At 77.1% G+C, this 19,852-nt stretch carries 18 protein-coding genes and 1 pseudogene; 9 read left to right on the top strand and 10 right to left on the bottom strand.

Features of this window, described 5'->3' with window-relative positions; all coding sequences use genetic code 11:
• Window positions 1–29: 29 nt before the first annotated feature.
• The 4 genes from BLQ97_RS04975 to BLQ97_RS04960 form a co-directional block, all read right to left on the bottom strand.
• On the bottom strand, window positions 30–1,742 hold the full coding sequence (locus BLQ97_RS04975; protein WP_245691817.1) for a RecQ family ATP-dependent DNA helicase: 1,713 nt from the start codon (window positions 1,740–1,742) through the stop codon (window positions 30–32).
• A gap of 160 nt (window positions 1,743–1,902) precedes the next feature.
• A complete protein-coding gene (locus tag BLQ97_RS04970) occupies window positions 1,903–3,630 on the bottom strand; it encodes an HNH endonuclease signature motif containing protein (RefSeq protein WP_091363642.1) in 1,728 nt (575 codons plus the stop codon).
• A 103-nt stretch (window positions 3,631–3,733) separates the two neighbouring features.
• Window positions 3,734–4,951, bottom strand: a complete 1,218-nt coding sequence (locus tag BLQ97_RS04965; RefSeq protein WP_091363996.1) for a DUF2786 domain-containing protein — start codon at window positions 4,949–4,951, stop codon at window positions 3,734–3,736.
• A gap of 82 nt (window positions 4,952–5,033) precedes the next feature.
• The gene (locus BLQ97_RS04960; RefSeq protein ID WP_091363640.1) at window positions 5,034–7,361 is read right to left on the bottom strand and encodes a putative bifunctional diguanylate cyclase/phosphodiesterase; all 2,328 of its coding nucleotides are present in this window, start codon (window positions 7,359–7,361) and stop codon (window positions 5,034–5,036) included.
• A gap of 116 nt (window positions 7,362–7,477) precedes the next feature.
• Here BLQ97_RS04960 and BLQ97_RS04955 point away from each other — a divergent pair, with 116 nt between their 5' ends.
• The 8 genes and pseudogenes from BLQ97_RS04955 (at window position 7,478) to BLQ97_RS04925 (ending at window position 13,280) form a co-directional block, all read left to right on the top strand.
• Window positions 7,478–7,873 (top strand): TOBE domain-containing protein, encoded by a 396-nt coding sequence (locus BLQ97_RS04955; protein WP_091363638.1) that lies wholly within the window; start codon window positions 7,478–7,480, stop codon window positions 7,871–7,873.
• A gap of 42 nt (window positions 7,874–7,915) precedes the next feature.
• Window positions 7,916–8,707, top strand: a complete 792-nt coding sequence (modA, locus tag BLQ97_RS04950; RefSeq protein WP_091363637.1) for a molybdate ABC transporter substrate-binding protein — start codon at window positions 7,916–7,918, stop codon at window positions 8,705–8,707.
• Window positions 8,704–9,501 carry an ABC transporter permease gene (locus tag BLQ97_RS04945; RefSeq protein WP_217637037.1) on the top strand — a complete coding sequence of 266 codons (798 nt, stop codon included), beginning with the start codon at window positions 8,704–8,706 and terminating at the stop codon, window positions 9,499–9,501. Before modA ends, BLQ97_RS04945 begins: the two co-directional genes overlap by 4 nt.
• 29 nt (window positions 9,502–9,530) lie before the next feature.
• Window positions 9,531–9,974, top strand: a pseudogene (locus tag BLQ97_RS24390) (ATP-binding cassette domain-containing protein); the annotation flags it as partial.
• A gap of 42 nt (window positions 9,975–10,016) precedes the next feature.
• Window positions 10,017–10,550, top strand: coding sequence for a TOBE domain-containing protein (locus BLQ97_RS24385; RefSeq protein WP_425402611.1), 534 nt, complete (start codon window positions 10,017–10,019; stop codon window positions 10,548–10,550).
• Between the two features lie 27 nt (window positions 10,551–10,577).
• A complete protein-coding gene (locus tag BLQ97_RS04935) occupies window positions 10,578–11,159 on the top strand; it encodes a nucleotidyltransferase family protein (RefSeq protein WP_091363632.1) in 582 nt (193 codons plus the stop codon).
• Window positions 11,156–11,581 (top strand): molybdenum cofactor biosynthesis protein MoaE, encoded by a 426-nt coding sequence (locus BLQ97_RS04930; RefSeq protein WP_245691815.1) that lies wholly within the window; start codon window positions 11,156–11,158, stop codon window positions 11,579–11,581. The genes BLQ97_RS04935 and BLQ97_RS04930 overlap by 4 nt, the downstream gene beginning before the upstream one ends.
• Before the next feature lie 121 nt (window positions 11,582–11,702).
• Complete coding sequence (locus tag BLQ97_RS04925) at window positions 11,703–13,280, top strand: SpoIIE family protein phosphatase (RefSeq protein ID WP_245691813.1); 1,578 nt, start codon at window positions 11,703–11,705, stop codon at window positions 13,278–13,280.
• 54 nt (window positions 13,281–13,334) lie between these two features.
• Here BLQ97_RS04925 and BLQ97_RS04920 read toward each other — a convergent pair whose 3' ends face one another.
• From BLQ97_RS04920 to BLQ97_RS04895, 6 genes are all read right to left on the bottom strand, one after another.
• A complete protein-coding gene (locus BLQ97_RS04920) occupies window positions 13,335–13,553 on the bottom strand; it encodes a hypothetical protein (protein ID WP_091363630.1) in 219 nt (72 codons plus the stop codon).
• Window positions 13,550–14,614 (bottom strand): hemolysin family protein, encoded by a 1,065-nt coding sequence (locus BLQ97_RS04915; RefSeq protein ID WP_091363629.1) that lies wholly within the window; start codon window positions 14,612–14,614, stop codon window positions 13,550–13,552. The genes BLQ97_RS04920 and BLQ97_RS04915 overlap by 4 nt, the downstream gene beginning before the upstream one ends.
• Window positions 14,607–15,995, bottom strand: a complete 1,389-nt coding sequence (locus BLQ97_RS04910; RefSeq protein ID WP_091363627.1) for a hemolysin family protein — start codon at window positions 15,993–15,995, stop codon at window positions 14,607–14,609. The genes BLQ97_RS04915 and BLQ97_RS04910 overlap by 8 nt, the downstream gene beginning before the upstream one ends.
• A 57-nt stretch (window positions 15,996–16,052) precedes the next feature.
• The gene (locus tag BLQ97_RS04905) at window positions 16,053–16,301 is read right to left on the bottom strand and encodes a MoaD/ThiS family protein (RefSeq protein WP_091363626.1); all 249 of its coding nucleotides are present in this window, start codon (window positions 16,299–16,301) and stop codon (window positions 16,053–16,055) included.
• 5 nt (window positions 16,302–16,306) lie between these two features.
• The gene (gene moaA, locus BLQ97_RS04900) at window positions 16,307–17,371 is read right to left on the bottom strand and encodes a GTP 3',8-cyclase MoaA (RefSeq protein ID WP_091363624.1); all 1,065 of its coding nucleotides are present in this window, start codon (window positions 17,369–17,371) and stop codon (window positions 16,307–16,309) included.
• A gap of 147 nt (window positions 17,372–17,518) precedes the next feature.
• Window positions 17,519–18,388 carry a hypothetical protein gene (locus BLQ97_RS04895; RefSeq protein ID WP_091363622.1) on the bottom strand — a complete coding sequence of 290 codons (870 nt, stop codon included), beginning with the start codon at window positions 18,386–18,388 and terminating at the stop codon, window positions 17,519–17,521.
• Window positions 18,389–18,580: 192 nt separating this feature from the next.
• On the opposite strand from BLQ97_RS04895, the gene BLQ97_RS04890 reads away from it, so the two are divergent.
• The gene (locus BLQ97_RS04890) at window positions 18,581–19,852 is read left to right on the top strand and encodes an MFS transporter (protein WP_091363620.1); all 1,272 of its coding nucleotides are present in this window, start codon (window positions 18,581–18,583) and stop codon (window positions 19,850–19,852) included.

The following is a 19,852-nucleotide window of genomic DNA, read 5'->3' as shown; positions in this document are numbered from 1 at the left end:
CGCCCGATGGGGTGGGCCGCCACCGGCGCTCAGGCCCCGCGGACCTGCAGCAGGTCGTTGCGCTCGACCGCCGCGAGCGCGAGCGTCTTGTAGCCGACCTCCTCGAACAGGACGACGACGCGGTCGTCCTCCACCCGCATGACCACGCCGGGGCCCCACTCGGTGTGCACCACCGGCGTCTCGGGCGCGAAGGGCGTGTCGGCGTCGTCGCCGGCGGGCTGCTCGTGGGAGGTGCCCGCCGAGCAGTTGTCGCAGTTGCCGCACGGCTCCTCGAGCTGCTCGCCGAAGTAGCCGAGCAGGTACTGGCGGCGGCACTCGGTGGTCTCGGCGTAGCCGCGCATCATCTCCACGCGGCTCTGGTCGACGCGCTCGTGGTGCTCGGCCAGCTCGCGGGCCGCCCGGGCGGCCTCGCCGGGCGCCGGGGCGCCCTCGGCGGGGTGGGCGGCGCCCTCGTCGTCGAGGACGACGGCGGACACCTGCTCGAGCAGGTTGAGGTCGCGGGCCAGCGGGGTGGCGCCGCGGCCGGTCTCCTCGCGCAGCTGCTTGACGTCGACGCCGTCGTCCACTCCCGCGGCCGGCGCGGCGGCGACCAGCCCCGCCACCTGCTGCAGCTCCTCCTCGGCCGGGGCGCCGGCGGCGAAGAAGCGGCGCAGGCCGAGGTCCTCCTGCCGGTACACCAGGACGGCGAGCGCGGGGTCGCCGTCGCGGCCGGCCCGGCCGATCTCCTGGTAGTAGCTGTCGACGGAGTCGGCCGGCTCGGCGTGCACGACGAAGCGGGTGCCGGGCTTGTCGATGCCCATCCCGAACGCGGTGGTGGCGACGACGACGTCGAGCTCGTCGTCCATCCACGCGCGCTGGGTGTCCTCGCGCTCGGTCTTCTTCAGGCCGGCGTGGTACGGCCGGGCGCGCAGGCCGCGCTCGGTGAGCGCCTCGGCGAGGTCGAGGGTGCCCTTGCGGGTGGCGCTGTAGACGATGCCGGGGCCGCGGCCGGCCTCGACCTCGCCGGCCGTCCGGTCGACGACCGCCTGCCGCTTGGCGTGCGCGTCGGCGTGGTGGTCGACCTCCAGCCGGATCTCGGGGCGGTCGAACCCGGCGACGACGACCTCGGGGTCGCGCATCGACAGCCGCTCGACGATCTCGGCGCGCACCGGCGGGGCGGCGGTGGCGGTCAGCGCCAGCACCGTCGGGTGGCCGAGCTGCTCGACGACCTGGCCGAGCCGCAGGTAGTCGGGGCGGAAGTCGTGGCCCCACGCGGAGACGCAGTGCGCCTCGTCGACGACGAACAGGGCGGGGGAGGCGTCGCGGACGGCCTCGACCACCTCGGGCTTGGCCAGCTGCTCGGGGGCCAGGAACAGGTAGCGGACCGTTCCGTCCGTCAGCCCCTCCACGGCCTCCCGCTGGTCACCGGCCGACAGACTGGAGTTGAGCTGCGCGGCCCGGCCGACGGCGTCACCGAGCTCGGCGAGCCGCTCGACCTGGTCGCGCTGCAGCGCGATGAGGGGCGAGACCACGAGCACCGGCCCGTCGAGCAGCTGGCCGGCCACCTGGTAGACGGCCGACTTGCCGGCGCCCGAGGGCAGCACGGCGAGCGTGTCCCGGCCGGCGAGGACGGACTGCATGGCCTGCTCCTGGCCGGGGCGGAACCCGTCGAAGCCGAGGACGTCGCGGGCCGTCTCCCGCAGCCGGCGGGTCCGGACGGAGGCCGAACCCCCGGCGGGGTTGTCCTGCTTCTCTCGGGGCACCGGCACGCGCTGCCCGGGGCCCGAGATCGGCAAACGGAACGCTGCTGGACGCCGAGCCGCCTCGTCGTGATCGCGTCTCCGCGTCTCCGCGGGAACGGGTGGGCTGCGTCTCCGCGGGAACGCGGGGGATCGGCTGGGCCGCGTCTCCGCGGGAACGCGCTCAGCCGCCGGACGCCGCGTCCCCGCCGGTGAGCCGGCGCAGCCGGTCGCGGTGGTCCATGAGCACCCCGACCGCGTACCGCAGGTCCATCCGCTCGCCGGTCACGGGCATCCCGTCGGCGAGGAGCGGCTCGCCCGCGGGGAACAGGGTCTTGCCCATGGCGGCGGCGTCCTGCCGCCCGGACCGCCTCTCGCCCGCGGGGCCGGACGTGCGGCCGGCGCGCGGACCGGCGGAGGGTCCTGTCGACACGGGCACCCCGCGGGTCGGACGGCTCCCGCCGGGGCGTCCCCGCCGCCCGGCCGGCGCCCTCCTCGCACCGGCGTGCCCGGTCGCCCGGGCGTCCCCGGTCCGGCGGGGAGCGGGCACCGGCCGGCGGCCGACGACCTCGTCGATCGGGTGGACGCCGGTGAGGGGGTCGGCGGTGGTCGGCTCGGTCCCGGCTCCTGCGGTGGGCGGGTGGTCGTCGAGACCGGCCAGGCCGCCGCGGAAGGCGGCGTCGGCGGTGCCCCAGACGTGGCGCCCGTCCGGTGCGGTGACGACGAGCCGCCCGTCGGCGCGCGTCATCACCAGGCCGAGGTCGTGCGCGAGGCCGTGGTCCACGTCGCAGAGCAGCACCAGATTGTCCAGGTCGGTCCGCCCGCCGAACAGCCAGTGCCGCAGGTGGTGGGCGTGCAGCCGCTCGACGCGCGTCTCCGGGCAACCGGGGCGGGCGCAGCCGCCGTCGCGCCGCAGGAGGGCCCGCCGCTGGCCCGTGCTCGCCCGCCGCCGTCTGCGACCGAGGGCGAGCGGTTCCCCGCCGCGCTCCAGCATGGTGAGGACCGTGGCGTCACAGAGCACGCTGCGTGCCTGGGCGGGAGTCAGGGCGGGACCGCCGTCGAGGTGCGCCCGTCCGGCGGCCGAGTCGTCGGCGAGGACGGCCGCGTCGACGTGCACGACGACCTCGCGCCGGGGCGGGTCGCCGGGGCGGCGGTCGGCGTGGACACCGGCGCGGGCCAGTGACGCGAGGGCGGCCAGCCGGCGGGCGGTGGTGCGCTCGCGGGCCAGGCCGGTCAGCTCGTCGTCGTCCGCGCAGCGGCGGTGCAGCTCCTGCCGCTCCTGCCAGCCCGAGCCCGGCGCCGGACCGGCCTCCCGGGTGCGTGCGTTCTGCGCCCGCTCGCGGCGGGCCTCGCGCTCGGCGAGCGACTCGACGGCGGCCAGCACCTCTGCACCGGGTTCCGCGCGCATCCGCAGGCGGAGGACCAGCATCCCGTCGTCGTCCCAGGAGTAGTCGAAGGACTCCCGGCTCTCGGGACGGTCGCCATCGGGGCGGCCGGCGCGCCGCCACGAGCGGACGAAGCGCTCCAGCTGCGCCGCGGTGACCGACAGCGCGAGGTCGAGCAACGACTGCTGGGTGTCGGGCTCGGCGATGCGGGTGAGCGCCCGGACCTCGGAGTACGACAGGCGGCCGTCGGCGAACGCCGTCTCGACGAGGGGCAGGGACCGCAGGGCCCGGGCCACGCGCACGTGCTCGCGGGCCGCGCCCGGCGCCAGCCCGCACTGCCAGGACAACCAGTGCCCGCACGAGCGGGTGCCCCAGCCGTGCCAGCCGCCGCGCTCGTCGAACTCGGCGACCAGGCGCAGCCAGGCGGCGGTGGCGGCCGCGAGCCGGACGGCGCCGGCGGTGATGGCCCGGGCCAGCTCGGGCAGGGGACTGCCGGACGGGTGGGGGGTGCTGCTCGGCTCGGACACGACGCCTCCTGATCGATCACGTGTTCGGATCGTAGGTGTCACCAGTGACAGAAAGTGCAGGTCAGAGGCGGGTACCGTTCCCGCGGAGACGCGGCCGGGTCGGCTACCGCAGGCGGCGGGAACCGACGTCGGCGGCGTCGGCGGCGGAGCGACCGGCCCGCCAGCCGGCGCCGTCCACGGACGAGCGGCTGCGGCTGCTGCGCACGCCGGGGAACAGCTCGGTGAACGCCTCCTCGACGGTCTCCTGCCGGGAGCGCAGCACGGGCAGCAGGTCCACCCCGCGCTCCGTGGCCGCGGCCGTCGTCGCCTGCTCGCGGGCGCTCGTCAACCGCTCCCCGACGCGGCCGGCGTAGCCCAGCAGGAACGCGCGGCGGAAGGCACGGGAGGCCGACCGACGGCCGGCCGCCCGCTCGGCCGCGCCGAGTGCCTGGCCGACCTGGAGCAGCAGCGAGGTGAACAGCAGCTCGACCGCGTCGAGGTCGGTGGCGACGCCGACCAGGGTGGCGATGCCCAGGTCGGGGTACCAGACCAGCCGGACGCCGTTGGCGCGGGCGACCACGTCGAGCAGCTGCACCTTCGCCCGGACGTAGGGGTCGACGACGTGCACCCGGCGGGTGGCGACGTCCGTGCGGCGTGGCGCCGTGCCGCCGTCGAGGAGTGCGGTGTCCACCGCGTGGCGGGTCATCAGCTCCTGCGCCTTGCCGGTGAGCGCCTCCGCCTCCTCGGGGAACTCCGTGGACTCCGCCTTGGCCAGCAGCGCCCGGATGCGCCGCAGCACCCGCGCGTCGTCGGGCGGGGACGCCGCCACCGGGCGGCGGGTCCCCGCACCCCAGGCGGACGGCGGGGGCAGCAGCCGCTCCACGCGGGGGAGCGTGCGCAGCGTGGTGGCCAGCCACAGCACCTCGCGCCACGCCTCACCCGCCGGCCGCCCCTCCGCCCGGTACCAGCCCGCGACCCCGGCCGGGGTGCCCTCCGCCAGCGCCCCGATCTCACTCAGCTGCTCAACCCACGGTCCCGGCGCCCGCGACGCCGCGCCGGTCACCCGGGCGTCCTCGGCGAGCAGGGCCACCGCCAGCCGCGCCGTCCGGGCGCCCGACCCGCGACGGACCGCGTGCGCGACGTCGGCGGGCTGCCAGCCGCGCTCCCAGACGTCGGTGAGGGCCGACAGCAGCGCGTCGGTGGCGGCGCCGGACCCGTCCACGCCGGGGTCGCGCGCGGCCAGGACGCCGGCGACCCCGTCCGCGTCGTCGCCGCCGGGACGGCAGTCGCCCCCGAGCAGCAGGTCGCGCAGCCAGGCGTCGTCGGCGGTCGGGGTGCTCATGCCGGCGATGCTGCCCCGGCGGCCGGACACCGCCCGGGACGCCTGTGGACGCCGGGCCGTCGTCCACAGACCTCCCGGCGCGTCACCGCGGACCGCTGAGCCAGTCCCGCTCGATCCGCTCCGCGCTCGCCGGTCCGCCCAGGAGGAAGCCCTGGACCTGGGGGCACCCCAGCTCCCGCAGACGCCGGAGCTGCTCCTCGGTCTCCACGCCCTCGGCGGTGACGGTGGCGCCCAGGTGCCCGGCCAGCGCGAGGACGGCGGACACGATCGCGTCGGTCGGGCGGTCGTCCGGCAGCCGCGCGACGAAGGAGCGGTCGAGCTTGAAGGCCTGCGGTGTCCGCTCCCGCAGCGCGGCGAAGCTGGAGTACCCCGTGCCGAAGTCGTCCACGGCGAGCGTGACGCCCGCCGCGGTGAAGCGCTCCAGGGCCGCCCGCGCCCCCGGCTCCACGGCGCAGGACTCGGTCATCTCCAGCTCGAGGGCGTCCGCGGGCAGCCCGAGGCGGTCGAGCAGGCCGAGGACGCGTGGGGCGAAGTCGGCGAGCAGCAGCTGACGGGTCGAGACGTTGACCGCCACCCGCGGGGTGGCGGCGGGACCGAAGACCCGTCGCCACCGCGCGGCCTGGCCGCAGGCCTGCTCGAGCACCTGCACGCCGAGCTCGTGGATCAGCCCGGTCTCCTCGGCCGCGGGGATGAACTCGGCCGCCGGCACCTCCCCGCGCTCGGGGTCGCGCCACCGGGCGAGCGCCTCCACGGCCGCCAGCCGGCCGTCGGCCACCCGCACGATCGGCTGGTAGGCGACGGTCACCGCGCCGGCCCCGACCGCGTGGCGCAGCGCCGCCCGCAGGCCCAGCCGGTCCCGGGTCTGGCGGCGCAGCGGCTCGTTGAAGACCTCGTAGCGGTTGCCCCCGGTCGCCTTGGCGCGCTGCAGCGCCATGTCGGCCGCCCGGAGCACCTCCTCGGCGTGCCCGTCGCCGTCCGGGCCGGCCGGGCCCCCGCGCCCCTCGCGCAGCCGCGGCCGGGCCAGCCCCTCGGCGTCGGCGACGGCCACCCCGACGCTGCCGGTGACGACGACCTCCCGGCCGTCGAGGGCACACGGCTCGGCCAGCGCGGCGAGCAGCCGCTCGGCCACCCCGGCCGCCTCCTCGACGCCGGTCACGCCGTCGAGGAGGACGGCGAGCTCGTCCCCGCCGAGGCGGCTGACCAGGTCGCCGGGCCGCACCGCCCCCTCCAGCCGGCGCGCGACCGCGACGAGCAGCTCGTCGCCGGCGTCGTGCCCGAGCTGGTCGTTGACCCCCTTGAAGCCGTCGAGGTCGCAGTAGAGCACCGCGAACCGGCTGTCGGGACTGCGCTCCGCCCGGTGCGCCGCGGCCTCCAGGCGGTCCATGAGCAGGACGCGGTTGGCCAGCCCGGTGAGCGAGTCGTGCACGGCCGCGTGCTCGGCGGCCGCGACGCTGGCCTGCCGCCCGGTGACCAGCGCGCCGAGCATCAGGCCGGCCAGGGTGAGGGTCACCAGGCCGAGCTGCAGGCGCAGCGGGCTGTCCACGACGTCCCGGCCGACCAGGGCCACGGCGACGGCGTTGGCCACGAGGACGGCGAACACCACGCGGGGCAGCCCGCCGCGGACGGCGATCCAGATCAGCGGCACGTACACCAGGTAGGCCAGGTCCAGCCCGCCGACCGCCGGCTCGCCGTAGGCCAGGTACAGCGTCGCGAGCAGCAGCGCCGCCTGCCCGGCGATCTCCAGCCGCTCGTCCACCACCCGGGCGGCGAGCCGGCCGGCCCACCGCGGCCGCAGCCGGCCCGGCCACACCGGGCGCTCGTGCCCGGGCCCGTCCCGGGGCGGGCCGGGCAGCGGCGGCCGGTCCCGCCACAGCGCGGGCACCGCCCGGCTCGCGACGAGCAGCGCGGGGGTGAGCACCCCGACGCCCGTGGCCCGGCCGGACCAGAAGCCGAGGACGCCGCGGAACAGCTCACCCCAGGTCAGCAGCCCGACGACCGTGTACTGGAGGACCTGGACGACGGCGACGACGAACGGCCCGGCGACGGCGGCCAGCGCGAGCAGCCAGACGGCGTCCCGCTGGCCGGGCAGGCGCGGGTCGATCCGCAGCCGACGGAGCAGCAGCCAGGCCGCGGTCGTGTAGACGACGGTGCTGACGACGGCGCTGAGCCCGATGCTGACCCAGCTGACGTCCGGTCCGCTCACCACCAGCCCGTGCAGCGGGTCGGTCAGCAGCAGCAGCGGGGCGTAGCGCAGCCCGAACACGAGCAGCAGGGCGAAGCTCAGCCCGGTGGGCGGGTACCACAGCGACACCTCCTGCCGGGCCTGGAAGACGCTGGCGACGGCGTCCAGCCCCAGCCAGAACCCCAGGTACGCCACCGAGACGATCAGCGGACCGCGCCACCGGCGCATGCTCGTCGCGTCCCCCTGTCCCCCTCGACCGGACGGCTGCCGGCTGCGTCCTCCCTGCCCCCGGCGGGCGGCCCTACACCCCGGGTCGCGCGGGGCCGGCCACTAGCCTGCCGCGGGTGACGACCAGCTACCGGATCGCCGAGGCCGCGGCCCTGCTCGGGGTCAGCGACGACACGGTGCGCCGCTGGGTGGACAGTGGCCGGCTGGCTGCCTCGCGCGAGGGCGGCGGGCCGGCGCACGTCGACGGCGCCGACCTCGCCCGGCTCGCCGCGGACCTGCACGAGGCACCCGAGCCCGGCGCCACCCGCGGCTCGTCGGCCCGCAACCGGCTCGCCGGCATCGTCACCCGCGTCGTCCGCGACACCGTCATGGCGCAGGTGGAGATCCAGGCCGGGCCCTTCCGGCTGGTCTCGCTGATGTCCCGGGAGGCCGCCGACGAGCTGGGCCTCGAGGTCGGCGTGCGCGCCGTCGCCACCGTCAAGGCGACGCAGGTGAGCGTCGACGTGCCGTGACGCCTCCGCACCGGCGGACTCAGACGCGCTAGTGTCCCGCGCATGCGGAGCGGACGGGTCCTCGCGGCACTGGCGGCGGCGGTGCTGACGGCCGCCGGGTGCGGCGGTGGCGACGACGGCGCCGCGGCGTCGACGGCCGAGGCGTCGCCGGGCGGCCCCACCGGCACGGTGACCGTCTTCGCGGCGGCCTCGCTCACCGACGTGTTCACCGACCTCGGCCAGCGGCTGGAGGACGACCACGACGGGCTGACCGTGCAGTTCAACTTCGCCGGCAGCTCGGCGCTGGCCACCCAGCTCACCCAGGGCGCCCCGGCCGACGTGTTCGCCTCGGCCAACGGCACGCAGATGGCGGTGGTCACCGACGCCGGCCTGGCCGACGGCGAGCCGGCCGTCTTCACCGCCAACGTGCTGCAGATCGCCGTCCCCGCGGGCAACCCCGCCGGCGTCACCGGGCTGGCCGACTTCGGCCGCGAGGACCTCACCCTCGCCGTCTGCGCCCCCGAGGTGCCCTGCGGCGCGGCCGCCGAGGACGTCTTCGCCGCCGCCGGCGTGACCGCGCGCCCCGACACCCAGGAGGAGGACGTGCGCGCCGCGCTCACCAAGGTGGAGCTCGGCGAGGTCGACGCCGCGCTGGTCTACGCCACCGACGTCGTCGCCGCCGGGGACGCCGTCGAGGGCATCGCCTTCCCGGAGGCCGAGGACGCCGTCACCGACTACCCGCTGTGCACGCTGGCCGCCGCGCCCAACCCCGACGGCGCGCGGGCCTTCGTCGACCTCGTCCGCTCCGCCGAGGGGCAGCAGGCGCTCGAGGCGGCCGGCTTCCGCGCCCCGTGAGGCGCGAGCGCACGCCGGCGCCGCTGCTGGTCCCGGCCACCCTCGCGGTCGCCTTCCTCGTCCTGCCGCTGGCCGGGCTGCTGGTCAGGACCCCCTGGACGCAGCTGGGCACGCTGCTCACCGCGCCCGGCGTCGGGCAGGCGCTGCGGCTGTCGCTGCTCTCGGCCACGCTGGCCACCGCGGTCTCCGTCGTGCTCGGCGTGCCGCTGGCCTGGGTGCTGGCCCGCTCGCGGGCGCGGGGCCGGGCGGTGTTGCGGGCGCTGGTCACCGTGCCGCTGGTGCTGCCCCCGGTCGTCGGCGGCGTCGCGCTGTTCCTCGTGCTGGGGCGGCAGGGCATCGTCGGCAGCTGGCTGGCCGGGACCACCGGGGTCACCATCCCGTTCACCACCGCCGCCGTCGTCATCGCCGAGACGTTCGTGGCGATGCCCTTCCTCGTGATCAGCGTCGAGGGCGCGCTGCGGGCCGCCGACGCCCGCTACGAGGACGCCGCCGCCACCCTCGGCGCCGACCGCTGGACCACCTTCCGCCGGGTCACCCTCCCGCTGGTGGCCCCGGGCGTCGCCGCGGGCGCGGTGCTGTGCTGGGCCCGGGCCCTGGGGGAGTTCGGCGCCACGATCACCTTCGCCGGCAACTTTCCCGGCACCACGCAGACGATGCCGCTCGCCGTCTACCTGGCGCTGCAGCGCGACCCGCAGGCGGCGATCGTGCTCTCCCTGGTCCTCCTCCTCGTCTCGGTGGCCACCCTCCTGCTGCTGCGCGACCGCTGGCTCGGCCGCGGGGGAGCGGCCGGGTGAGCCTGCAGGCGCACGTCGTCGTCCGCCGGGGCACGCTCCCCGTCGACGTCGGCCTCGAGGTCGCCGACGGCGAGGTGCTCGCCGTCCTCGGGCCCAACGGCGCGGGCAAGTCCACGCTGCTGCGTGTGCTCGCCGGCCTGCTGCCGCCCGACGGTGGCCGGGTGGCCGTCGACGGGCGGCCGTGGGACGACGTCGCGGCCGGCGTGCACCTGCCCGCCCACCGGCGCCCCCTCGGCATGGTCTTCCAGGACCACCTGCTCTTCCCCCACCTGTCGGTGCTGGACAACGTCGCCTTCGGCCCGCGCACCCGGGGGGCGTCGCGGGCCGCGGCGCGGCGGGCGGCGGCCGGGTGGCTCGACCGGGTGGGCCTGGCCGACCTCGGCGCCCGCCGGCCCGGGCAGCTCTCCGGCGGGCAGGCGCAGCGGGCGGCGCTGGCCCGCGCGCTCGTCGGCGACCCCGCGCTGCTGCTGCTCGACGAGCCGCTGTCGGCGCTCGACGCCCGCACCCGGCTGGCCGTGCGCGCCGAGCTGCGCCGCCACCTCGCGGAGTTCGGGGGCAGCACCGTGCTGGTCACCCACGACCCGGTCGACGCGACGGCGCTGGCCGACCGGGTGCTGGTGGTCGAGGACGGCGCCGTCGTGCAGGCCGGCACGCCCGCCGACGTCGCCCGGCACCCGCGCACCGACTACGTGGCCCGGCTGGTCGGGCTCTCGCTGCTGCCCGGCACGGGGGAGGGGCTGACCGTGCGGCTGGCCGGTGGCGGGACGGTCGCGGTCGCCGAGCCCGCGGCCGGCCCGGTGCTGGTGGCCATCCGCCCGGAGTCGGTGGCGCTCTACCCGTCCCGGCCCGCGGGCAGCCCGCGCAACGCCTGGCCGGCGCGGGTGGCCGGGGCGACCCCGCACGGCTCCACGGTGCGCTGCGAGCTCGACGGCGAGGTGCCGCTGCTCGCCGACGTCACCGCGACCGCGTTCGCCGAGCTGGGGCTGGCGCCGGGCTCGCCGGTGTGGGCGGTGGTCAAGGCCTCCGAGGTCACCGTCTACGCACGCTGACAGGAGCGCGGTGACAGGCTGGCGGGCGTGAGCACGGTCGCCGGTCTGGTCCTCGCCGCGGGCGGGGGACGCCGCTACGGGATGCCCAAGGCCCTGGTCGAGTACGGGGGCAGCCTGCTGGTCGAGCGGGCGGTGCGGACGGCGCGGGCGGTGTGCGACCCGGTGCTCGTCGTCCTCGGCGCCCGGGCGGTGGACGTCTGGCGCACCGCCGACCTCGACGGCGCCACCGTGCTGGCCAACCGCGACTGGGAGACCGGCATGGCCTCGAGCCTGCGCACCGGCCTGGACGGCCTGCGCGGCTGGCCGGGGCGGGTCGACGCCGCCCTGGTCACCCTCGTGGACATGCCCGGGATGACGCCGGAGGCGCTGCGCACGGTCGCCGCGCACGCCGCCCCCGACGCGCTGGCCGTCGCCACCTACGACGGCGTCCGCGGCCACCCGGTGCTCCTGGGCCGGGAGCACTGGGCCGGGGTGGCCACCACCGCCACGGGTGACGAGGGCGCCCGCCGCTACCTGGCCGCGCACGCCGTCACCGAGGTCGACTGCACCGGCCTGGCCGACCCGGTCGACCTCGACGTGCCGCCCGGCGGGGTAGCTTCGGCGCCGTGACCGCCGGCCTTCTGATCGCCCGAGTCGTCGACGAGCCGCTGTCGGTCGCCGAGCACGAGCAGGCGGTGGCCGACCGCGGTGCCGGGGCCGTCGTCTCCTTCTCCGGCGTCGTCCGCGACGTCGACGGCGGCCGGTCGGTGACCGAGCTGGAGTACGTCGGCCACCCGACGGCGGAGCAGGTGGTCGTCGAGCTGGCCGAGGAGTTCGCCGCCCGGCCCGGGGTCCGCGCGGTCGCCGTCTCGCACCGGGTCGGCCTGCTGGGCATCGGCGACGTGGCGCTGGCCTGCGCGGTCAGCGCCGCGCACCGCGGCGAGGCCTTCCGCGCCTGCGCCGAGCTCGTGGACGAGGTGAAGAAGCGGCTGCCGATCTGGAAGCGGCAGGTCTTCACCGACGGCGCCGAGGAGTGGGTCGCCTGCCCCTGAGTCCGGTGGTGCGCCGCGGCGCGGGTGCTTGACCGGGTCGGACGCCCGTGGCACAACAGGCGCTGACTCCGAGGGTGGGGCGCTCTCCGGCCGTCACCGCAGCGACGGGAGGTGCACGCCCGTGGTCGCGCCGCAGCGGGACGCCCACCTCGAGGCGATGCCCCTGTGCTACCTCTCCGTCGACGCGGACTGGCGGGTCACCTACGTCAACGCGGCCGGTGAGGCCGTCCTCGGCCGGACCTGGGACGAGCTGGTCGGCACCGACTACTGGGCCGCGTTCCCGGCCACCGTCGACAGCGAGTTCGGCCACGCCTACCGCCAGGCGGTGGCCACCGGGCACGCGCAGACCGTCGAGGCCTTCCACCCGGCCCCGCTCGACCGCTGGTTCGAGGTGCGCGCCGTGCCGCTGGACGGCGGCCTGGCGCTCTACCTCTCCGACGTCACCGACCGCCGGCTCGCGCAGGACCGCCTGGCGCTGCTGGCCCGGGTCGGCGGCGAGCTGACCGGCACGCTGGACCTGGCCGAGGCGGTGCGCCGCATCCCGCGCCTGGTGGTGCCCGAGCTGGGCGAGGGCTGCCTGCTCACCGTCCTCGACGACGAGGGGCGCCCGCGCGACCTGGGGTCGTGGCACCGCGACCCGGCCCTCCGCGACGTCCTGGCCCGGTACGCGGCGGTGCGGCTGCCGGCCATGCCCGCGGTGGCGCCGGTGGTGCGGGCGCTGGCCGGCCAGACCGTGGCCGCCGACGGCGCCGACGTGCTGGCCGCCATGCCCGACTCCGAGGCGCACGCGCTCTACCGCGCGCTGGGCACGCCGGCGGTGCTGGCCGTGCCGCTGCCCGGCCGGGAGCGGGTCATCGGCGCGCTCACCTTCCTCGCCGGGGCCAGCCCGGTCGACCCGCTCACCGCCCGCGAGGTGGCCGGCCGGGTGGGCCTGGCCCTCGACAACGTCCGGCTCTTCGCCCGCCAGCGCCAGCTCGCCGAGGCGTTGCAGCGCAGCCTGCTCACCCGGCCGCGCCGCTCGGAGCTGGGCCGGATCGCGGTGCGCTACACCCCGGCCGCCGAGGCCGCGCGGGTCGGTGGCGACTGGTACGACGCCTTCGCCCAGCCGGGCGGGGGGACGACGCTGGTCATCGGCGACGTGGTCGGGCACGACACCGCGGCGGCCGCGGCGATGGGGCAGCTGCGCTCGCTGCTGCGCGGGATCGCCGTCTACAGCGACGCCGGCCCGGCCGAGCTGCTGCGCGGGCTGGACAGCGCGATGGCCACCCTCGGCGTCGACACGCTGGCCACCGCCGCCGTGGCCCGCTTCGAGCGGCTGCCGGAGGACGCCGGGACCGGGCGCACGCGGATGTGCTGGTCCAACGCCGGCCACCTGCCGCCGCTGCTGCTGCGGCCCGGCGGCACCCCGGTCGCCCTGCCGGAGGGCCCCGGCGACCTGCTGCTCGGCGTCGACCCGGCCGGCCCGCGGACCGAGTCGCGGATCGCCCTGGAACCCGGGACGACGGTCCTGCTCTACACCGACGGGCTGGTCGAGCGGCGCGGCAGCGACCTCGACGCGGGCATGGCCCGGCTGGTGGCCGCGGCCCGTCAGCTCGCCGACCGCCCGCTCGGCGCGCTCTGCGACGAGCTCATCGAGCGGCTGGTGCAGGACCGGCCCGAGGACGACGTCGCCCTGGTCGCCCTGCGCCTGGACGGCTGAGCCCTGCGCCTGGACGGCTGAGCCCCGCGCCCGGACGGCTGAGCCCCGCGCCGGTCAGCCGACCGTGCGGCCGTCCTCGTCGGTCGGCCGGGGCGTGCCGGAGCCGCGGGCGGCCTCCTGGGCGCGCTCCTCCTCCAGCTCCACCTCCGCCTCCAGCCGGTGCGCCTCCCCGGCCACCTGGGCGGCGGCGTCGCCGTGCGACTGGCCGTAGACCTCCTCGGCCCGGCCGAGCAGTTCCTCCGCCTTGGCCTTCGCCTTGTCGATGAAGCTCATCGTGCTCCCGTCCTCTCGGTGTTCCGGGTCGCCGAGTCCCGGTGGGCGGCGTCGCGGATCTCGCCCACGAGCTCCTCCAGGATGTCCTCCAGGGCCACCACGCCGACCACCCGGCCGCCGTCGGCCACCGCGGCGAACTGGGCCCGCCCTGCCTGCATGACGCCGAGGGTGCGGCGCAGGTCGTCGGCGGCGTCCACCCGCGGCAGCGGGCGGGTGATGTCGCGGACCCGTGGCTCGGGGGCGCCGTCGGGCACCAGCACGTCCTTGACGTGCACGTAGCCGAGCAGCCGGTCGCCGTCGGCCACGGGGAAGCGGGAGAAACCGGTCGCCGCGGCCGCCCGCTCGACGGCGGCGGTGCCGTCGCCCGGCGCGACGACGGTCAGCGCCGCCCGCGGGATGAGCACCGAGCGGGTGTCGCGGTCCTCCAGACCCAGCGCGCCGGTGAGCAGCTCGTGGCCGCGCTCGTCGAGCAGGCCGCCGGCCCGCGACTCGTCGATGAGGCCGGCCACCTCGTCGCGGGTGAAGGCGCTGGCCACCTCGTCGCGGGGCTGCACCCGCAGCAGCCGCAGCGCGCCGTTGGCCAGCGCGTTGAGGGCGACGATGACCGGCTTGAGGACGGTGACGACGGCGGCCAGCGGCGGGGCCAGCGCCAGCGCCGCGCGGTCGGGTCCGGCCAGCGCCAGGTTCTTGGGCACCATCTCGCCGATCACCACGTGCAGCGCCACGACGAGGGTGAGCGCGAGGACGAAGGCGATCGGGTGCACCAGCGCCTCGGGCACCGACAGCAGCGCGAACACCGGCTCGAGCAGGTGCGCGACCGCGGGCTCACCGATGGCGCCCAGGCCCAGCGAGCAGACGGTGATGCCGAGCTGGGCGCCGGCCATCATCAGCGACACCCGCTCCATCGCCGCCAGCGTCGTCCGGGCGCGGCGCGAGCCGGCCTCGGCCAGCGGCTCGATCGACGAGCGGCGCGCGGAGATCAGCGCGAACTCCGCGCCGACGAAGAACGCGTTGGCCAGCAGCAGCACGACGGCGACGAGGACGCCGACCCAGTCACCCACGGTCGTCCTCCTGCTCGTCGCCGGACGTCGCGGGCAGGCCGCCGACGACGGCCCGCTCCACGCGGGTGCCGTCGACCCGCTCGACCTGCACCCACACCCCGGCCGGCAGGCCCTCGGCCTCGGCGGCCAGCTCGGGCGGCAGCGTGGGCCGCGCCTCGATCCGGTCGCCGACGTCGGGGATGCGGCCCAGCACGTGCAGCACGAGGCCGCCGAGGGTCTCGTAGTGCCGGTCGGACGGGACGGCCAGGCCGGTGGCCGCCGCGACCTCGTCGGGGCGCAGCAGGCCCGACACCGACCAGGTCCCGTCGCCGCGGTCGACGACGGCGTCCCCGGTCTCGGTGTCGTGCTCGTCGCTGAGGTCGCCGACCAGCTCCTCGACGAGGTCCTCGACGGTCACCACGCCGTCGGTGCCGCCGTACTCGTCGACGACGACGGCCATCTGCAGGCCGCCCCGGCGCAGGTCACCGAGCAGGTCGTCGAGGCGGCGCGAGGTCGGCACGAACAGCGCCGGCAGCATCACCGCCGACACGGGGGTGTCCTCCCGCCGGTCGCGGGCGACGGCGAGGGCGTGTTTCACGTGCACCATCCCCACCACGTCGTCGACCCCGGCGGGAGTGACCACGGGGAAGCGCGAGTGACCCGACTCGCGGGCGACGGTGAGCACCGCGGCGACCGGCGCCCCGGCGTCCACGGTGGTCATCCGGGTGCGCGGGGTGGCGGCGTCGCTGGCGCGCAGCTCACCGAAGGCCAGGCCGCGCTCCAGCAGCACCGCCGTCTCGGCCGGCAGCGTCCCCTGCCGGCCCGAGCGGCGGACCAGCGAGGTCAGCTCCTCCGGGGAGCGGGCCGAGGCCAGCTCCTCCTGGGGCTCGACACCGAAGAGCCGGCGCAGCAGGACGTCGGCCCAGCCGTTGAGCAGCCGGATGACCAGCGCGGTGGCGCGGGTGAAGCCGCCCTGGAAGCCCGCGACCGCCTTCGCGGTGCGCAGCGGCTCGCTGATCGCCACGTTCTTGGGCACCAGCTCGCCGAAGACCATGGTGAGCACGGTGGCCAGCACCAGGGCGAGGGTGATCGAGACCGACCGGGCCGCGGCGCCGGACAGGCCCACCGACTCCAGCGGCCCGCGCAGCAGCGCCGCGATGGAGGGCTCGGCCACGAAGCCGATGGCCAGGTTGGTGACGGTGATGCCGAGCTGGGCGCCCGACAGCTGCGTGGACAGCGTGCGCAGCGCGGCGAGCACGCCCGGCGCCCCGCGCACACCCGCGGCGGCCTCCCGCTCGACGGTGGCCCGGTCGACGGTGACCAGGGAGAACTCGAAGGCCACGAAGCCGGCGCAGGCCAGGACGAGCAGGACGCCGACGAGGACCAGCAGCCACTCGATCACGGCGCGACCCGGGGGGAGGAGGGGTTCGGACGGGCAGGCCTGCTCACAGGCGGACGGTCATCCTCCCGCGAAGGGGGGCAGCACGTCGACCGTGGCCCCGGGCGACAGCGGCACCGCGCGGTCGCGCGTCTGCGTCCCGTCGACCAGGAACGAGCAGGCGGTGAGCACCTTCCCCAGCCGCTCGCCGTGGGCCGCGACCATCGCGCCGACCAGCTCCTCGAGCGTGCCGGCCGCGCGGGTCTCGGTGTCCACGCCGGCGGCCGCGCGGGCGCCGGCGAAGTAGCGGACGGTGACGGTCCCGGCCACGGGGCTCAGCCGCCGATGGCCGACATCGGCCGGCTCGGCTGCAGGAAGCTCGGGTCGTCGATGCCGTGGCCGGGGAGCTTGGCCAGCGTGGCGATCCGCCAGCGGTCGGCCAGCTCGGCGTCGCTGGCGCCCTCGCGCATCGCCGTCCGCAGGTCGGACTCCTCGCGGGCGAACAGACAGTTGCGGATCTGGCCGTCGGCGGTGAGCCGGGTGCGGTCGCAGGTGCCGCAGAAGGAGCGGGTGACCGAGGCGATCACCCCGACCGTGGCCGGCCCGCCGTCGACCAGCCAGCGCTCGGCGGGAGCCGACCCCCGCTCCTCGGTGTCGGGCGTGAGGTCGTGCGCGGCCGACAGCCGCTCGAGGATGTCCTCCGCGGTCACCATCTCGCCGCGGGTCCACGCGTGGTGGGCGTCCAGCGGCATCTGCTCGATGAAGCGCAGCTGGTAGCCGTGCTCGAGGCAGAAGTCGAGCAGGGGGACGGCGTCGGCCTCGTTGATGCCGCGCAGCAGGACCGCGTTGACCTTGACCGGCGTGAGCCCGGCGTCCTGGGCGGCCCGCAGCCCGGCGAGGACGTCGTCGAGCCGGTCGCGGTGGGTCAGCTGCCGGAACCGCTCGCGGTCGAGGGTGTCGAGGCTGACGTTGATGCGGTCCAGGCCGGCATCGGCCAGGGCGGGGGCGACGCGCGCCAGGCCGATGGCGTTGGTGGTGAGGCTGACCTCGGGCCGGGGCGCGAGCGCGGTGGCCGCGGCGACGATGCCGACCAGTCCCGGGCGCAGCAGCGGCTCGCCGCCGGTGAAGCGGACCTCGCGGATGCCGAGCTCCTCGACGCCGATGCGGACCAGCCGGGCGACCTCGTCGTCGGTGAGCTGCTCGACCTTGGGCAGCCACTGCAGCCCCTCGGGCGGCATGCAGTAGGTGCAGCGCAGGTTGCAGCGGTCGGTCAGCGAGACGCGCAGGTCGGTGGCCACCCGGCCGTGCCGGTCGACCAGCCCGCCGGTCCCGGGCGCGACGCCGGCCGGGGCGCCGTCGGAGGGACGGGTCCGGGGGTCGGGGAGGGGGGTCGCGCTCACGCCTGCGAATGTAGTGGCGGAACCCGATCGCGTCGCCGAGCTGCGCCGGACGGGCCCGGAGACGCCGCATCCGCGGACGCGACGGGGTCTTCCCGCCGCGTCCGCGGATGCGGAGTGCTGCACCGACGTTGCACGCCGGTGGGTGGTTCAGCCGATCGGGGTGGGGGCGATCGGGTCCGGCGGCACCGGCACCGAGCCCTGGATGCGGTTCTGCGCCTGGCAGTCGGTCGTGCAGTTGGTGGCGCCGGCCGACAGCTCGACCGAGTCCTCGCCGAGCACGCCGCCCATGCGGCCGCCGGAGGCGACCGACCAGCGGGTCGAGGTGGCCGTCTGGGCGAGCTTCGTGGCCACCTGCGGGCTGTCCTTGCCCAGGAGCATCTGGTGCGTGGCGTCGGCGGCCACGCCGTCGCCGAAGTTGACCTTCCCGGTGTACGGGTTGACGAAGTAGTAGAGGCCGGTGCCGAGGGTGTGCACGAACTCGACCGCGGTGCCGAACTCCTGCTCCATCTGGAAGATGCCGCCCTGCGGGGCGTCCTTCGACTGGACCTTGAACTTGCCGGCGGCGGTGCTGAACTCGGTGACCAGGACGTCGTCGCGCAGGCGCAGGTCGCTGATCCGGACGCCACCGAGCTGGGTCGCGGTGAGGACGGGGACCTTGGCGGCGAACACGACGGTCGGGGCGGTGACCATGCGCTCCGGGCTCGGCGCGCCGGTCAGCGTGTAGTCGTAGACACCCAGCGTCGCCGGGTCGATCCTGTAGGTGACGTGCGTGCCACGGACGACGATCGGCCCGGTCGGCGTCACGCCCTGCAGGCGGGTCTCGCGACCGGCGGCGGGGTTGTAGGTCCGGCCGTTGACGGTGACGGAGAAGTCGCCGCCGGCGCCGCCCCCCTCGCCGGCGCCGTCGTCGCTGCCGGCCCACGCAGTGCCGGGGACGAGCAGGGCGGTCAGCGCGAGCAGCAGGACCAGCAGGAGGCGGAGGGGCAGCGGGCGGTGCTGCCGCGGGGAGGGGGCCACGGGGCTCCTTCGGACGGTGTGCGGGACGTCACCCAGAGTGCATGAACTTTCATGTACCAGCGGGACGACACGCGGGCACCGCGGAAACCGGCACGACGCCGGACCGGCCGGTTGGCTACCGTCGAGGACGCCACCCGAGGGTCCGGCGGGCACCCCCGCACTCGCCTGTGGCCAGGAAGCGCGAGAGAACCCGTGTCACCCCGCACCGTGCTGCGCCCCGTCCTCGGGCCGTACGCCCACCTGTTCACCGCCGTCCCGGGCTCGGCCTGGTTCTCCCTCGCAGGCTGGGTCGCGCGGCTGCCGCTGCCCATGCTGGGCCTGGGCGCCGTGCTGCTCGTCGAGGGCTACTCCGGCAGCTACGCGCTGGCCGGCGCCGTCTCCGGGACGCTGGCGCTCTCCGCCGCCGTCGCCGGGCCGCTGTGGTCGCGGGCCATGGACCGCCGCGGGCAGGGCGCCGTGCTGCGCCGCGCCATGGCCGCCTACCTGGTCACCGGCCTGTCGCTGGTGGCCGTCGTCGTCGGCGACGCGCCCACCTGGAGCTGGTTCCTGCTCGCCGCGCTGACCGGCGCGAGCCTGCCCAACATCGGCGCGATGGTGCGCTCCCGGTGGGCGGCCGCCCTGGCCGACGCCGAGCGCCGGCAGACCGCCTTCGCCTTCGAGGCCGTCGTCGACGAGGTGGTGTTCGTCGTCGGCCCGCCGCTGGTCACCGTGCTCGGCACCCTCGTGGCGCCGGCCGCCGGCTTCACCACCGGCATCGTGCTCGGCACGGTCGGCGGGGTCTGGCTGGCCCGGCAGCGCGGCACCGAGCCGCCGGTCGTGCCGGACACCGCCGGACCGGCGCGGCGGCGGACGGCCGCGCTCACCCCCGCGGTGCTCGTCGTGTGCGCCGCCTACCTCGGGGTGGGCACCGTCTTCGGCGCCATGGACGTCGTGGTCGTGGGGTTCGCCGAGTCGGTCGGCGCGCCGGCGCTCGCGGGCCTGGCGCTGGCGCTCTACGCCGGGGGGAGCCTGCTGGCCGGCCTGGCCTACGGCGTCGCCCGGCTGCGCGGCTCGCTGGCCGCCCGCTTCCTCGTCACCGCCGTCGCCTTCGGGCTGGCCGCCCAGGCGCTGTGGACGGTCTCCTCGCTGCCGCTGCTGGTCGGCGCCGGCTTCCTCGCCGGGCTCGCCGTCGCGCCCGTGCTGGTGTCGGGGGCGTCGCTGGCCGAGTCGCGGGTGCCGCGGTCGGCGCTCACCGAGGCGCTGGCCTGGACCAACACCGGGCTGACCCTCGGTGTCACCGCGGGCTCGGCGCTGGCCGGTGCCGCCGTCGACGCGTGGGGCGCCCAGCGGGCCTTCGCCGTCCCGGCGCTGGCGGCCGCCGCGGCCGCGCTCATCGCCCTGGCCGGGGCGCCGCTGCTGCGCCGCCGCCCGGCGGCCGCGGTCGAGGGACCCGTGTCACGGGTTGGGGACGCGGTCGGCGGGTAG

The organism is Geodermatophilus telluris, assembly GCF_900102745.1.
Taxonomy (GTDB): domain Bacteria; phylum Actinomycetota; class Actinomycetes; order Mycobacteriales; family Geodermatophilaceae; genus Geodermatophilus; species Geodermatophilus telluris.
The sequence above is the reverse complement of the archived record's forward strand: the minus strand, read 5'-3'. Positions and strand labels throughout refer to the sequence as shown.